The following is a 14,449-nucleotide window of genomic DNA, read 5'->3' as shown; positions in this document are numbered from 1 at the left end:
TTCCCTCCTTAGCGCTTCTTACCGGTGCGACGGCGACGGACGATGAGGCTGTCGCTCGCCTTATTGGGCTTGCGGGTCCGGCCCTCGAGCTGGCCCCACGGACTGACGGGGTGACGTCCACCGGACGTCTTACCCTCGCCACCACCATGCGGGTGGTCGACGGGGTTCATGACCACGCCACGGACGGTCGGGCGAACGCCCTTCCACCGCATGCGGCCGGCCTTACCCCAGTTGATGTTGGCCTGCTCGGCGTTGCCGACCTCGCCGATCGTGGCGCGGCAGCGCACGTCGACCCGGCGGATCTCACCGGAGGGCATACGGAGGGAGGCGTAGGCCCCCTCCTTGCCGAGCAGCTGGATACCGGCGCCGGCCGCGCGGGCCATTTTGGCACCTCCACCCGGCCGGAGCTCCACGGCGTGCACCACGGTGCCCGCCGGGATGTTCCGGAGTGGGAGGTTGTTGCCGGTCTTGATGTCGGCGTTCACGCCCGACTCGACCTTCATGCCCTGCTTGAGGTTCCGCGGGGCAAGGATGTACCGCTTCTCACCGTCTGCGTAGTGCAGCAGAGCGATGTTGGCGGTGCGGTTCGGGTCGTACTCGATGTGCGCGACGGTGGCGACGACGCCGTCCTTGTCATTGCGACGGAAGTCGATGACGCGGTACTGGCGCTTGTGTCCACCACCCTTGTGACGGCTGGTGATTCGGCCGTGGCCGTTGCGGCCGCCGGTCTTGCTCAGCGGGCGCAGCAGCGACTTTTCGGGCGTCGAGCGGGTGATCTCGGCGAAGTCCGAGACGCTCGAGCCGCGACGACCGGGAGTCGTGGGCTTGTATTTGCGGATAGCCATGAGGTTCTCTCGTCCTTAACTCTTCCCGCCGTCAGGCGGTCAGACCCGGGATCTCGATGGGCTTGCTGTCGGCCGCGAGGGTCACGATGGCGCGCTTGGTGCTCTTGCGCTGTCCGAACCCGGTGCGGGTGCGCTTACGCTTGCCCTGACGGTTAGCGGTGTTCACGGACTCCACCGTGACGCCGAAGATCTCCTGAATGGCGATCTTGATCTGCGTCTTGTTGGCGCCCGGGGCCACCAGGAACGTGTACACGCCCTGCTCGAGCAGGCCGTAGGCCTTCTCGGAGACGACCGGGGCGAGGATGACGTCCCGGGGATCGGCGACGGTGCTCACTTGTCGGCCTCCTTCGCTGCCTTGCCGGCGAGCGAACGGCTCGCCTGCGTGACGAACGCGTCCAGAGCCTCGACCGAGAACACGACGTCATCAGCGTTGAGCACGTCGTAGGTATTGAGCTGATCCGGAGCGATCGGGTGGACGTGATCGAGGTTGGCCACGGAACGCCATGCGGCGACGTCCTCACGACCGACGACGATCAGGAACTTCTTGCGGTCGGACAGGGTGCCGAGGAACTCGCGGACACCGGAGGTCGACGGCTTCTGTCCCGCGACGAGCTCGGTGACCACGTGGAGCCGGTCACCTGCGACCCGGTCGGAGAGGGCACCGCGGAGGGCGGCGGCCTTCATCTTCTTCGGGGTGCGCTGCGAGTAATCGCGGGGCTTCGGGCCGTGAACCGTTCCGCCGCCGGTGTAGGCGGGGGCACGGGTCGAGCCCTGACGGGCGCGGCCGGTGCCCTTCTGGCGGAACGGCTTGCGGCCGCCGCCGCGGACCTCGCCACGGGTCTTGGTCGAGTGGGTGCCCTGACGGGCCGCGGCGAGCTGCGCCACCACGACCTGGTGCATCAGGGGCAGGTTGGGCTCGACGCCGAAGATCTCGGCGGGAAGCTCGACCGATCCATCGGTCTTGCCCGCCGGGGTACGGACGTCCAGCTTGAGGTTCACGGTGTTCTCCGTGGTGGTCATGCGCGCGCACCGCCCTTCACTGCGGAACGGACCATCACGAGGCCGCCGTTACGACCCGGGATGGCTCCCTTGATGAGGAGGACGCCGGCCTCGGCGTCCACCTTGTGGACCTTGAGGTTCATGGTGGTCACGCGATCGTTGCCCATCCGGCCCGCCATCGACTTGCCCTTGAAGACGCGGCCCGGGGTCGATGCCCCGCCGATGGAACCCGGCTTGCGGTGCACGGCCTGCGTACCGTGCGAGGCGCCCTGGCCTGCAAAGCCATGACGCTTCATGGTGCCGGCGAAGCCCTTGCCCTTGGACGTGCCGGTGACGTCGACGAAGGCGCCGTCCTCGAACACGTCGGCGCCGATCTCCTGGCCGATCTCGAACTCGGCTGCCTGCTCGGCATTATCGAGTCGAATCTCGGCGAGGTGGCGACGGGGAGTGACCCCGGCCTTCTCGAACTGGCCCGCAACCGGCTTGGTGACCTTGCGGGGGTCGATCGCGCCGAACGCGATCTGGACGGCGTTGTAGCCGTCGGTCTCTTGGGTACGGATCCCGGTCACGACGCACGGCCCGGCCTTGACGACGGTAACCGGAACCACCCGGTTGTTCTCGTCGAAGACTTGGGTCATGCCGAGCTTGGCGCCCAGGATTCCCTTGATCTCGGTGTTAGTCATCTGTTCACTGTCTCCGCTGCACGTTGCTTGCTGACCGCTACGCGGTCGGAGGTCACTGGATGTTGACGTCGACGCTGGCAGGCAGGTCGATGCGCATGAGCGCGTCCACGGTCTTCGGCGTGGGGTCGAGGATGTCGATCAACCGCTTATGGGTACGCATCTCGAAGTGCTCACGCGAATCCTTGTACTTGTGCGGCGAGCGGATGACGCAGTAGACGTTCTTCTCGGTGGGCAGCGGCACTGGACCGACGACACGAGCACCCGTCCGGGTCACCGTCTCGACGATCTTGCGGGCCGAGGCGTCAATAGCTTCATGGTCGTAGGCCTTGAGCCGGATGCGGATCTTTTGTCCCGCCACTTCGTCCTCTTCTCCTCCCGCCCGTGAGGGCGGCTGTCGTAAGCGCCCTCGCCGCGCGGGGACACTGTGTGTTCGCTTGTCATGTGTGACACCGTCAGACCGTCGATCGCCCGGTCCCGTGCATCGGTGCTCCATCGTGGAGGCCCCCGTCGCGCGCCCACGGGCGTGACACGACTACAAGACCTCCAGAGGACGGAGTGCCGCATCTCTCACGGGAGGAGAGGATGACGGCGGACCGATCCGCTGCCGCTGTTGACGTATCACGACGCGTTCACGCGGTCGGGCGTGTCGCCCTCCCACTTTTCCGGCGGGTGATCGCTCACCCGCCCTGGTCGTGCTCGCCCGACCAACCCGACTCCCCGCGGGACCCATCGGGCCCATACGGGATAGCCGCCTTGTCCGGGCAACTTGACCAGTATGCAGCACGTCGGCCACGAGGGCAAAATCCGCCTCACCCGTCGGCCGCGCCGGCCCGGCGGCGTCGACGTTCCGGGACCGCTCGTTTCGGTAGCGTCTAGTGGATAAGTGCGTACACCTCCGGAGGAGATCACATCGTGAACAGCCGACGCGAACCGCGGGACCCCGCCGCTTACAAGAGGGACAGACGGCAGGCTGTCCTCCGGCACCACCCGGATGCCGGGGGCGATCCCGAGGAGCTCTTCCGAGCGCTCGAGGAGGTCGACCGCCGGCACGGAGTCGCCGGGCCCGGACGCACTGAACACGGTCCAACTGCGGAACAGGTGGCTGCCGTGGCCGTGACCGCCTTGGCCGGCGTCGCCGCGGTGGGACTGTCGGTCGCGATGAGCTTCCTCGGTCGTCGACGGTAGAACGGATACACACTCCCCCGAACGTCCACGACGGAGCCGAAACGCAGGAAGGGCGCCCCACCTCACGGCGGGGCGCCCTTCTCTGCTCGCACTGGTCGGTGGTCCGGGAGCTGTCCCGGACCAGTCGATCAATACATCACTTGATGATCTTCGTGACCTGTCCGGCGCCGACGGTGCGGCCACCCTCACGGATCGCGAACCGCAGGCCCTCATCCATGGCGACCGGCTGGATGAGCTCGACGCTCATCTCGGTGTTGTCGCCCGGCATGACCATCTCGGTGCCCTCGGGGAGGGTCACGACGCCGGTCACGTCCGTGGTGCGGAAGTAGAACTGCGGGCGGTAGTTGTTGAAGAACGGCGTGTGACGGCCGCCCTCGTCCTTGGACAGGATGTACGCCTGGCCCTCGAACGTGGTGTGCGGGGTGTAGGCGCCCGGCTTGATGACGACCTGACCACGCTCGACGTCCTCGCGCTTGAGGCCACGGACGAGCAGACCGACGTTGTCGCCAGCCTCGCCGTAGTCGAGAAGCTTACGGAACATCTCGATGCCCGTGATGGTGGTCTTGGTGGCCTTGTCCTTGATGCCGATGAGCTCGACATCCTCGTTGACGTTGATCTTGCCACGCTCAATACGGCCGGTGACGACGGTGCCACGGCCGGTGATCGTGAAGACGTCCTCAACGGGCATGAGGAACGGCTTGTCGGTCTCACGCTCGGGGTCCGGGATGGAGTCGTCGCACGCCTGCATGAGGTCGCGAACGGCCTGGACCCACTTCTCTTCACCCTCGAGAGCCTTGAGCGCCGAGATGTGGACGACCGGGGCGTCCTCGTCGAAGTCCTGCGAGGCCAGCAGCTCGCGGACCTCCATCTCGACGAGCTCGAGGATCTCCTCGTCGTCGACCATGTCGCACTTGTTCAGGGCGACAAGGATGTAGGGCACGCCGACCTGACGGGCGAGCAGCACGTGCTCACGGGTCTGGGGCATGGGGCCGTCGGTGGCCGCCACTACCAGGATCGCGCCGTCCATCTGGGCGGCACCGGTGATCATGTTCTTGATGTAGTCGGCGTGACCGGGGGCGTCGACGTGCGCGTAGTGACGCTTCTCGGTCTGGTACTCGACGTGGGAGATGTTGATCGTGATACCACGAGCCTTCTCCTCCGGCGCCTTATCGATCTCGTCGAACGCGAAAGCGTCGTTGAGCTCGGGGTAGGTGTCCGCCAGAACCTTGGTGATGGCCGCGGTGGTGGTGGTCTTGCCATGGTCGACGTGACCGATGGTGCCGATGTTAACGTGCGGCTTCGTCCGCTCGAACTTCGCCTTCGCCACTTGTTGTCCTCCTGGACTGGTCTGTCCCCACCCGTTGAGGTGGGCACTGCATTGTGTGGGGTCTGATCTTACTCATCGTGCCGTGGGGCACGAACCGGCGGCCACCCGGAGGTTCGACCGTGCGCCGCCGGCATCGGTTCCGCCCGCCGGGTGGCGGGCGGAACCATACCGGTTACTCGCCGGTCGCCTTGGCGATGATCTCCTTGGCCACACTCGCCGGAACCTCGGCGTAGTGGGAGAAGACCATCGAGTAATTGGCCCGGCCCTGCGTCTTCGACCGGAGGTCGCCGACGTAGCCGAACATCTCCGACAGCGGCACGTTGGCCTTCACGACGCGGGCGCCGGCGCGCTCCTCCATCGCGTTGACCTGGCCGCGGCGTGAGTTGAGGTCGCCGATGACGTCGCCCATGTAGTCCTCCGGGGTGATGACCTCGACCGCCATGAGCGGCTCAAGGATCACGGGCTGACACTTACGAGCAGCCTCCTTGAAGGCCATCGAGCCGGCGACCTTGAACGCCATCTCGGACGAGTCCACCTCGTGGTACGCACCGTCGACGAGCGTGGCCTTGACATTCACCATCGGGTAACCGGCAAGGATGCCGTACTGCATGGCGTCCCTGATGCCGGCGTCCACGGAGGGGATGTACTCCTTGGGCACGCGGCCACCGGTGACCTTGTCACTGAACTCGTAGGTCTCGCCCTCTTCGACGGCCTCCTGGTCCAGTGGCCCGAGCGCGATCTGCACCTTCGCGAACTGACCGGAACCACCGGTCTGCTTCTTGTGGGTGTAGTCGAACTTGTCGATCGAGCCCTTGATGGTCTCGCGGTACGCGACCTGAGGCTTGCCGACGTTGGCCTCGACCTTGAACTCACGCTTCATACGGTCGACGAGGACGTCCAAGTGCAGCTCGCCCATACCGCCGATGACGGTCTGGCCGGTCTCCTCGTCCAGTCGCACAGAGAAGGTCGGATCCTCCTCGGCGAGCTTCTGGATCGCGGTACCCAGCTTCTCCTGGTCGGCCTTGGTCTTGGGCTCGATGGAGACATCGATGACCGGGTCCGGGAACGTCATCGACTCGAGCACAACCTGGTTGTTCAGGTCGCACAGGGTGTCACCGGTCGTGGTGTCCTTGAGTCCGATGAACGCGTAGATGTTGCCGGCGACAGCCTCGTCGACCGGGTTCTCCTTGTTCGCGTGCATCTGGAACAGCTTGCCGACGCGCTCCTTCTTGCCCTTGGTCGAGTTGGCGACCTGGGCGCCCGGGTCGACACGGCCCGAGTAGACGCGCACGAACGTGAGCTTGCCGAAGAACGGGTGGACGGCGATCTTGAACGCCAGCGCCGAGAACGGCTCGTCCTTCGACGGCTTGCGGAGGATCTCCGTCTCCTCGTCCCCGACCTTGTGGCCGTGGACCTCGCCGACGTCCAGCGGAGTCGGGAGGAAGTCGATGACCGCGTTGAGCATGGGCTGGATGCCCTTGTTCTTGTACGCGGATCCACACAGGACCGGGTAGATCTCGGAGTTGACGGTGAGCTTGCGGATAGCCGCCTTGACCTCTTCGAGGGTCAGCTCCTCGCCGCCGAAGTACTTCTCCATGAGGGCTTCGTCGGTCTCGGCGACCGTCTCGAGGAGCTTCTCGCGGTACTCCTCGGCCTTCTCCTGGAGATCGGCCGGGATGTCCTGGATTTGCGCGTCGGCGCCGATCTCGGTCTTGCCGGGCCAGACGTGCGCCTTCATGGTGAGGAGGTCGACGACGCCGTCGAACTGGTCCTCCGCACCGATGGGCAGCTGAAGGACCAGGGGCTTAGCGCCGAGCCGGTCGATGATGGTCTGGACCGTGTAGTAGAAGTCCGCGCCCAGCTTGTCCATCTTGTTGACGAAGCAGATACGCGGGACGTCGTACTTCTCGGCCTGGCGCCACACCTGCTCGGACTGCGGCTCGACGCCCTCCTTGCCGTCGAAGACCGCCACGGCGCCGTCGAGGACGCGCAGCGACCGCTCGACCTCGACCGTGAAGTCGACGTGTCCCGGGGTGTCGATGATGTTGATCTGGTTGTCGTCCCAGAAGCAGGTCACCGCGGCCGAGGTGATCGTGATGCCGCGCTCCTTCTCCTGCTCCATCCAGTCAGTCGTCGAGGCGCCGTCGTGCGTCTCGCCCGCCTTGCGGTTGACACCCGTGTAGAACAGGATGCGCTCGGTCGTGGTGGTCTTACCGGCGTCGATGTGCGCCATGATGCCGATGTTGCGGACCTTGTTGAGGTCGGTCAGCACGTCCTGTGCCACGGATTCTCCCGAATGTGAGTCGTCGGTGGCCCGTGCGGTCGCTGTCGACCGTCCGAACCGGGTCGGTTTTCCTGCCGGTACCTTCACGCGGTGCGACCGGTACGGGCCTTGTTCAATGATGCCACCCAGCGGGTGACCACGGGACCCTGGCCGGGGGGAAGTGGATACCCACACCCCGACCGGGGTCCCACCGCGTCACCAGCGGTAGTGAGCGAACGCCCGGTTTGCCTCGGCCATCTTATGGGTGTCTTCGCGGCGCTTGACCGCGGCACCCAGACCGTTCGAGGCATCGAGAATCTCGTTGGCCAGACGCTCGACCATCGTGTTCTCACGACGCTGCCGGGAGAATGTCACCAGCCAGCGCATCGCCAGGGTCGTCGAACGACCGGGGCGGACCTCGACGGGCACCTGGTAGGTGGCGCCGCCGACACGACGGGAGCGGACCTCGAGGGCCGGGCGGACGTTGTCCAGGGCCTTCTTCAGAGTGATGACCGGGTCGGTGCCGGTCTTCTCGCGGCAGATCTCCATCGCCGAGTAGACGATGCGCTCAGCGGTCGTCTTCTTGCCGTCGGTGAGGATCTTGTTCACCAGCTGGGTCACCAGCGGCGACCCGTACACCGGGTCGTTGATGAGCTGACGCTTCGGGGCGGGACCCTTACGTGGCATTACTTCTCCTTCTTGGCGCCGTAGCGGGAGCGGGCCTGCTTGCGGTCCTTGACACCCTGGGTATCGAGCGAACCGCGGATGATCTTGTAACGCACACCCGGAAGGTCCTTCACACGACCGCCACGAACGAGCACCATCGAGTGCTCCTGCAGGTTGTGGCCCTCACCGGGGATGTAGGCGGAAACCTCGATGCCGGTGGTCAGGCGCACACGGGCGACCTTACGGAGCGCGGAGTTCGGCTTCTTGGGGGTCGTGGTGTACACGCGGGTGCACACGCCACGACGCTGGGGCGAACCCTTGAGGGCAGCCGTCGACGTCGCCGACTTCTTGTCCTGGCGGCCCTTGCGGACCAGCTGGTTGATGGTTGGCATGAACCGACTTTCTCTAGCTGGCGGCCTCCCCTTGGGGCGACCACCGGTCACTGGGACGTTGCTCGTTTCCGGACTCTCGCGCGCCTGTTACCGCGCACAGCCGACCACGTCAGCCGCTCTCGCTGGCCTACCGGGCACGATCCTCCAGCTCGCATACTGCGAGCACGATGGTCAAGCCTAACCGCCCGAGGGAGCAGCGGTCAAAATGGGGCGTTCGCGGTGTCCGCCGGGGACGGGTCGCCAGCCTCACACAGAACCGTGTCCAGCGTCTGTGCCCAGAATCTGACGATCTTGTCGCGGCGCACCGAGTCGTCGGACAGTACGTCTGCAAGCCCCAGCCCCCGGGAGAGGTCCAGGGTGGTTTGGAGGGCGCGCCGGATCCGGACGTCGCTAGGGTCGCGGCCCAGGGCTGCAGCAGCGATGGTGAGGATCTCACGCGACATATGGTTCTCGAGCGGAAGGACGCGCTCGCGCAGAGCCGGGTCGCTCGCCGCGGCAGTCCACACGTGGAGGGCGGCCTTGAACAAGTCCGAGGTGTATTGCTGAACGATGAACCCGACGACCGCTACGGTGCGCTCGGGTCCAGGGTCGGGAACGTCGAGACCGCCCCGTCGGACGTCCTCCAACCGCTGCTCGATCATGTGTCCCAGCGCGGCGGTGATGAGATCCTCGCGTGTGGGGAAGTGGTGTTGGGCCGCGCCCCTCGAGACGCCGGCGGCGGCGGCCACCGCCCCCACGGTGGTCGCCGCCCAGCCCTGCGTTGCGAGGAGGTCTATCGAGGCACCGAGCAGGCGTTCCCGCGTGATACGGCTTCTATCCTGTTTGGGGGCGCGATGCTCGGGTGCCGTCATGTGTCCTCCTGTTACCAGTCCTGCTCGTCGTAGATGATCACTCCGCGGATGTTCTTGCCGTCGCGCATGTCCTGGTATCCCTGGTTGATGTCCTCGAGCCGGTAGGTCTTCGTGACCAATTCGTCGAGCTTGAGGTTCCCTGCGCGGTACTGGTGCAGCAAGTGGGGGATCTGCTTGCGCGGTCCGGTGCCACCGAAGATGGCGCCCTGGAGAGTTTTCTGCTGCATGGCCAGGTCGAGGATGGAGATCTGCGCGTCGACGGCCATCATGTCTCCGAGTCCCACCACTACACACCGTCGGCCCTTGCCGGTGAGGAGGAGGCCGGGCAGTAGGTCGTTGCCGGTGACGACACCCATGGTGAGGATCACCAGATCTGCCATCCGCCCCCAACTGATTTCCCCGACCAGGGCCATCGCCTCGTCCATGGAGCTACAGGTGTGGGTGGCACCGAATTCCTTGGCCTTTTCGCGTTTGAACTCGACCGGGTCGACCGCGACGATCGCGCGCGCCCCTGCGGCGGCCGCGCCCTGGACCGAGTTGATACCAATACCGCCCACGCCGACGACGACCACCACGTCGCCTTCTTTGGCACCGCCGATCTCTGTGGCCGACCCCCAGCCCGTGGCGACGCCACAGCCCAACAGTGCCGCCTTGTCCAGCGGGATGTCCTTCTCGATCTTGACGACCGAGGATTGGTGGACGGTCACGTACGGAGAGAACGTGCCGAGAACACACATCGCGGCGACGGGTTCGCCCTCTGCGGTGTGGACCCGGTAGGTGTCGTCGCTGATCGCGCGGCCGGTAAGGAGGCCGGCACCGTTGTCGCACAGATTCTGGAGCCCCTCCGCGCAGGGCGGGCAGGTGCCACAGGCGGGGATGAACGCCAGGACGACGTGGTCACCTTCTTCGATTCCGGTGACGCCCTCTCCGACCTTGGTGACGACGCCGGCGCCCTCGTGACCGCCGATGATGGGGTAGGTCTCGAACTGCAGGTCGCCGGTGAGGAGGTGCTCGTCGGAGTGACACAGGCCGGACGCTGCCAGTTTGATCTGGACCTCACCAACCCTCGGATCGCCCAGATCGACCTCGACGACCTCCCAGCCGTCCTGTTTGGGTTCCCTGATGATGGCTGCCTTGGTGCGCATGCGTGATCTCCTCGACGAAGGGGTGACGGGTGATGTGACACTGGTCACGTGACCAGTGTCACCCGTCACGCTACTCTGCGTCGTTCGCCCAGGAGGGCTGTCTGCGTTCGAGGAACGCGGCCATCCCCTCGGCGACCTCGGGGGTGGTGAACAGGCGTGCGGTGACGCCTGCGAGCTCCTCCCCCCGTGCGTCGAGTTCGGCCAGCAGGGGCGCCGCGAGCAGTGCCTTGTTTTCCCTGAGGCCCTGGGGTGAGCAGGGCCGGAACGCAGCCACGAGTTCGTCCACCGCGCTGCGGACGTCCTCGACAGCCTCGGAGACCAGCCCGATCCGCAGCGCATGTGCGGAGTCGAACTTCTCGCCCGTGAGCAGGGCCCGCGCGAGGTCTCTCGAGTTCATCCGCGCGGCCAGCGGCACGGAGATCATCGCCGCCGCCAGACCGAGGCGGACCTCGGTCAGGGCGAAGGACGACGCCGGGCCGGCGACCGCGAAATCGCACGCCGACACCAGGCCCATGCCGCCCGCGCGAACATGCCCGTCGACTGCCGCGATCACGGGCTTGGGGTGCGAGATGATCGCCCGCAGCAGGTCCAGGAAGATCCGCGTCCGCTCGGCGGCCTGCTCCTCGGGGCTGGACTGGGCGGTTCCGGCCCCCGACGCTTCGGAGAGATCCGCTCCGGCGCAGAACGTCCCGCCGGCGTGTCCGAGGACGACAACGCGGGCGGAGTCGTCCCGTGCGGCCCGGTCCAACGCCTCGTGAAGCTGCTCGACCAGCGCGGTCGAGATAGCGTTCCGGTTGTGCTGCGAGTCCAGTGTGATGCGCGCCGCGCCCCCGCTGGTCTCGTAGTGGACGATTTCCTGTTCGGCCACGTCGCTCACCTCAGTAGCTCCTGGGCAGCCCGAGCGAGTGCTGGGCCACGTAATTGAGGATCATCTCTCGGCTCACCGGGGCGATGCGGGGCAGACGCGAGGCGGCGAGCATCCCGGCGAGCCCGTACTCCACCGACAATCCGTGTCCACCGAGTGTCTGGATCGCCTGGTCGACGGTTCGTGCCGACACCTCGCCGGACGCGTACTTGGCCATGTTCGCGGCCTCTCCGGCCAGGTCGTCGAGGCCTGCGTCCACGAGCGCGGCGGCCTTCCGCATCATCAGCCGCGCCAGCTCCATCTCGATTTTGCATTGCGCGAGGGGGTGGGCCAAGCCCTGATGTGCACCGATCGGGGTCTTCCACACAGTGCGCTCGTTGGCATACTTGGTCGCCTTGTCCATGGCATAGCGGGCGGTACCGATAGCCATGCCGGATGCCATGATGCGTTCTGGGTTGAGGCCGGCGAAGAGCATCAGTAGCGCGGTGTCTCCGTCCCCGATGAGCGCGTCGGCGGGCAGGCGTACGTCGTCAAAGAAGAGTTGGAACTGCCGCTCGGGAGTACGCACCTCCGTGGGGATGTGCGTCTTTTCAAAGCCCGGCGCATCGGTGGGAACCATGAACAGCGCAGGCTGCAGCTTTCCGGACGTGGCTCCCTCGAGGCGGGCCACCACGAGAACCGCATGCGCCTGGTCGACACCGGAGATGTAGGTCTTCTGCCCGCTGAGCAGGTAGTCGGACCCGTCGCGGCGTGCGGTGGTGGTGATGGCGTGAGAGTTGGAACCGGCGTCCGGTTCGGTGATCGCGAAAGAGGTGATCGTCTCCCCCGACGCGATGCCGGGAAGCCAGCGCTTCTTCTGCTCCTCGGTGCCGAAACGCGAGATGATCGTGCCGTTGATGGCGGGAGAGACCACCATCATGAGCAGCCCGGTACCTGCCGCAGAGAGCTCCTCCTCGATAATCGCGAGTTCGGTCATTCCGGCCCCGCCACCGCCGTATTCCTCGGGCAGGTTCACACCTATCAATCCGAGCTTGCCTGCCTCGCTCCACAGCTCGTCGGTGGTTTCCCCCGCGTCTGACTTGGAGCGCATGTACTCCATGCCATAGCGCGCGCCCAGGTCGTAGGCGACCTTCCGGAGCTGCTTCTGCTCGTCGGTGTCAACAACGGGGTTCGGGATCTGTGAGATGTCGGTCATCGTGATCATTCCTGTTCGGTGGGGGTGTCTGTGTCCGAGACGACGGCGAGGATCGTCCCCGACTCGACCTGGGTGCCGACCTCGACCGGGAGCTCGGTGACGACTCCGTCGACGGCGGCCGAGATGGTGTGTTCCATCTTCATGGCCTCCATCCACAGCAGCGGCTGGCCGGCGGTGACGGTGTCGCCGACGGAGACCGCGACGCGGATGACAGCGCCCGGCATGGGCGCCAGCAGCGATCCCGCAGCGACCTCCGCGGAAGGGTCGGTATACCGCGGCGGCTCGATCAACGAGACGGGCCCGAGGGGTGAGTCGACCTCCACGATGGTGTCCGCGCCTGGGGTTTCGTAGCGCGAGACGGTGAATCCCCGGCGAACCCCCCTCACCTCCAAAACCGCAGAGTCGGTACCCACGTCTTCGACGATGACTGACTCGGACAAGTCGCCGTGGGGGCTGGGCCCGGAGCGGCCACGGGTGTAGGCCACCTCGAACTCGTCCTCACCGTGGCGGAAGGTGCGCGTCTGCAACGTCCGGCCGACGTTGCGGAATCCGGCCGGAGCGAGTGCCACCGGCCCCGCGGTGTGTCCGGCGACCCCGGACGCCAGGGCTGCGGCGAATGCCGAGATCCTCACCGCCTCATCGTCTGCCAGCGGTGCAGCGAGCGCGTCGGAGCCGTGATCGTCGAGGAACGCGGTGGACAGGTTCCCGGCGATGAACTCGGGGTGGCGCAGTACGCGGACGAGTTGGGCGCGGTTGGTGACCAGGCCGTGGATCCGGGCACGGTCCAGGGCGCCCGCGAGGGAGGCGCATGCTTCCGCGCGGGTGCGGCCGTACGAGATGACCTTGGCGAGCATCGGGTCGTAGTGCACCCCGATGAGCGCGCCGTCGGGACCCGGTTCGACGCCGCTGTCCAGCCGGATCCCCGGGCGGTGCGGCCCTTCGAAGCGGGACGAGACCCCGGGGATGTCGAGCGCCCAGAGGGTGCCCGAACCCGGCGTGTAGTCCTTCGCCGGGTCCTCGGCGTAGAGGCGGGCCTCGACGGACCATCCGTGGGCAGCAGGCGGCTCCGCCGAAGGGAGCGGAAGGCCCGCGGCCACGTCGAACTGCAGGGCCACCAGATCGAGACCGGTCGTGGCCTCCGTGACCGGGTGTTCGACCTGGAGGCGGGTGTTCATCTCGAGGAAGAAGAACTCGCCGTCGTCGGTGGCCAGGAACTCAACGGTGCCGGCGCCGGTGTACCCGATGGCTGCGGCGGCGTCGCGGGCCGCCGTGTAGAGCGCCTCGCGCATCCCCGGGGTCCGCTCGACGAGCGGGCTGGGCGCCTCCTCAATGACTTTCTGGTGGCGGCGCTGGATGGAACACTCCCGCTCCCCCACCGCCCACACGGTGCCGTGGGAGTCCGCCATGATCTGGACCTCGATGTGCCGGCCCCGCTCGAGGTAGCGCTCGCAGAAGACCGCGTCGTCGCCGAAGGCAGACTTGGCCTCACGCTTGGCCCGGTCGATCTCGTCATACAGCGAGTCCACGGTCCGGACCACGCGCATGCCGCGACCGCCGCCACCTGCGGAGGCTTTGACCAGGACCGGGAGCATGTCCTCGGTGACGTCGGCGGGTTCGAGGTCGGTGAGCATCGGCACACCCGCCGCGGCCATCATCTTCTTGGCCTCGATTTTCGAGCCCATGGCCTCAATCGCGGTGACCGGCGGGCCGACCCACGTCAGGCCTGCAGCGATCACGTCACGGGCGAACATGGCGTTCTCGGACAGGAAACCGTATCCGGGATGGATGGCGTCGGCGCCGGCGGCGAGGGCGGCCTCGATCACGAGATCACCACGCAGGTAGGTCTCCGCGGGCGTGTTTCCCGGGAGACGAACGGCGGCATCAGCCTCGCGGGCGTGCGGGGCGTTCGCGTCGGCGTCCGAGAAAACGGCGACCGTGGTCATGCCGAGCGTGCGGGCGGTGTGGTGGACACGCCGGGCGATCTCGCCGCGGTTGGCCACCAGTACTGAAGTGAGTGGTGCGTTCATGGTTTC

General features: G+C 66.6%; 15 protein-coding genes. 1 reads left to right on the top strand and 14 read right to left on the bottom strand.

Annotated features, from left to right (window positions below; translation table 11 throughout):
• Positions 1-8 precede the first annotated feature (8 nt).
• From rplB to rpsJ, 5 genes are read right to left on the bottom strand one after another with little or no spacing between them, the layout of a single operon-like run.
• Complete coding sequence (rplB, locus tag FQ137_RS07410; protein WP_149291823.1) at positions 9-845, bottom strand: 50S ribosomal protein L2; 837 nt, start codon at positions 843-845, stop codon at positions 9-11.
• A 31-nt stretch (positions 846-876) separates the two neighbouring features.
• Complete coding sequence (gene rplW / locus FQ137_RS07405) at positions 877-1,179, bottom strand: 50S ribosomal protein L23 (RefSeq protein ID WP_149291822.1); 303 nt, start codon at positions 1,177-1,179, stop codon at positions 877-879.
• Positions 1,176-1,865, bottom strand: coding sequence for a 50S ribosomal protein L4 (gene rplD, locus FQ137_RS07400; protein ID WP_149291821.1), 690 nt, complete (start codon positions 1,863-1,865; stop codon positions 1,176-1,178). Before rplD ends, rplW begins: the two co-directional genes overlap by 4 nt.
• Positions 1,862-2,527, bottom strand: a complete 666-nt coding sequence (rplC, locus tag FQ137_RS07395) for a 50S ribosomal protein L3 (protein WP_149291820.1) — start codon at positions 2,525-2,527, stop codon at positions 1,862-1,864. The genes rplD and rplC overlap by 4 nt, the downstream gene beginning before the upstream one ends.
• Before the next feature lie 52 nt (positions 2,528-2,579).
• On the bottom strand, positions 2,580-2,885 hold the full coding sequence (gene rpsJ / locus FQ137_RS07390) for a 30S ribosomal protein S10 (protein ID WP_003938093.1): 306 nt from the start codon (positions 2,883-2,885) through the stop codon (positions 2,580-2,582).
• A 554-nt stretch (positions 2,886-3,439) separates the two neighbouring features.
• Between rpsJ and FQ137_RS07385 the strand changes: the two genes are divergently transcribed.
• Positions 3,440-3,712: a hypothetical protein gene (locus tag FQ137_RS07385; protein ID WP_149291819.1), complete on the top strand. Its 273-nt coding sequence runs from the start codon at positions 3,440-3,442 to the stop codon at positions 3,710-3,712.
• 136 nt (positions 3,713-3,848) lie between these two features.
• Here FQ137_RS07385 and tuf read toward each other — a convergent pair whose 3' ends face one another.
• The 9 genes from tuf to FQ137_RS07340 all read right to left on the bottom strand — a co-directional run bounded on the left by tuf (position 3,849) and on the right by FQ137_RS07340 (position 14,443).
• A complete protein-coding gene (tuf, locus tag FQ137_RS07380) occupies positions 3,849-5,039 on the bottom strand; it encodes an elongation factor Tu (protein ID WP_149291818.1) in 1,191 nt (396 codons plus the stop codon).
• A 172-nt stretch (positions 5,040-5,211) separates the two neighbouring features.
• Positions 5,212-7,323, bottom strand: coding sequence for an elongation factor G (gene fusA, locus FQ137_RS07375; protein WP_149291817.1), 2,112 nt, complete (start codon positions 7,321-7,323; stop codon positions 5,212-5,214).
• Positions 7,324-7,518: 195 nt separating this feature from the next.
• Positions 7,519-7,989: a 30S ribosomal protein S7 gene (rpsG, locus tag FQ137_RS07370; RefSeq protein WP_149291816.1), complete on the bottom strand. Its 471-nt coding sequence runs from the start codon at positions 7,987-7,989 to the stop codon at positions 7,519-7,521.
• The gene (rpsL, locus tag FQ137_RS07365; protein WP_010541164.1) at positions 7,989-8,360 is read right to left on the bottom strand and encodes a 30S ribosomal protein S12; all 372 of its coding nucleotides are present in this window, start codon (positions 8,358-8,360) and stop codon (positions 7,989-7,991) included. Before rpsL ends, rpsG begins: the two co-directional genes overlap by 1 nt.
• A 200-nt stretch (positions 8,361-8,560) precedes the next feature.
• A complete protein-coding gene (locus FQ137_RS07360; RefSeq protein WP_149291815.1) occupies positions 8,561-9,211 on the bottom strand; it encodes a TetR/AcrR family transcriptional regulator in 651 nt (216 codons plus the stop codon).
• An 11-nt stretch (positions 9,212-9,222) separates the two neighbouring features.
• On the bottom strand, positions 9,223-10,356 hold the full coding sequence (locus tag FQ137_RS07355) for an NDMA-dependent alcohol dehydrogenase (protein WP_149291814.1): 1,134 nt from the start codon (positions 10,354-10,356) through the stop codon (positions 9,223-9,225).
• A 70-nt stretch (positions 10,357-10,426) separates the two neighbouring features.
• Complete coding sequence (locus tag FQ137_RS07350; RefSeq protein ID WP_149291813.1) at positions 10,427-11,233, bottom strand: enoyl-CoA hydratase family protein; 807 nt, start codon at positions 11,231-11,233, stop codon at positions 10,427-10,429.
• 1 nt (position 11,234) lies between these two features.
• Positions 11,235-12,416: an acyl-CoA dehydrogenase family protein gene (locus FQ137_RS07345; protein WP_149291812.1), complete on the bottom strand. Its 1,182-nt coding sequence runs from the start codon at positions 12,414-12,416 to the stop codon at positions 11,235-11,237.
• Between the two features lie 5 nt (positions 12,417-12,421).
• The gene (locus FQ137_RS07340; RefSeq protein WP_149291811.1) at positions 12,422-14,443 is read right to left on the bottom strand and encodes a biotin carboxylase N-terminal domain-containing protein; all 2,022 of its coding nucleotides are present in this window, start codon (positions 14,441-14,443) and stop codon (positions 12,422-12,424) included.
• Between the last annotated feature and the right edge of the window lie 6 nt (positions 14,444-14,449).

The sequence above is a fragment of the Dietzia sp. ANT_WB102 genome, assembly GCF_008369165.1.
GTDB lineage: Bacteria > Actinomycetota > Actinomycetes > Mycobacteriales > Mycobacteriaceae > Dietzia.
This window is presented reverse-complemented; position numbering and strand designations above follow the sequence as displayed.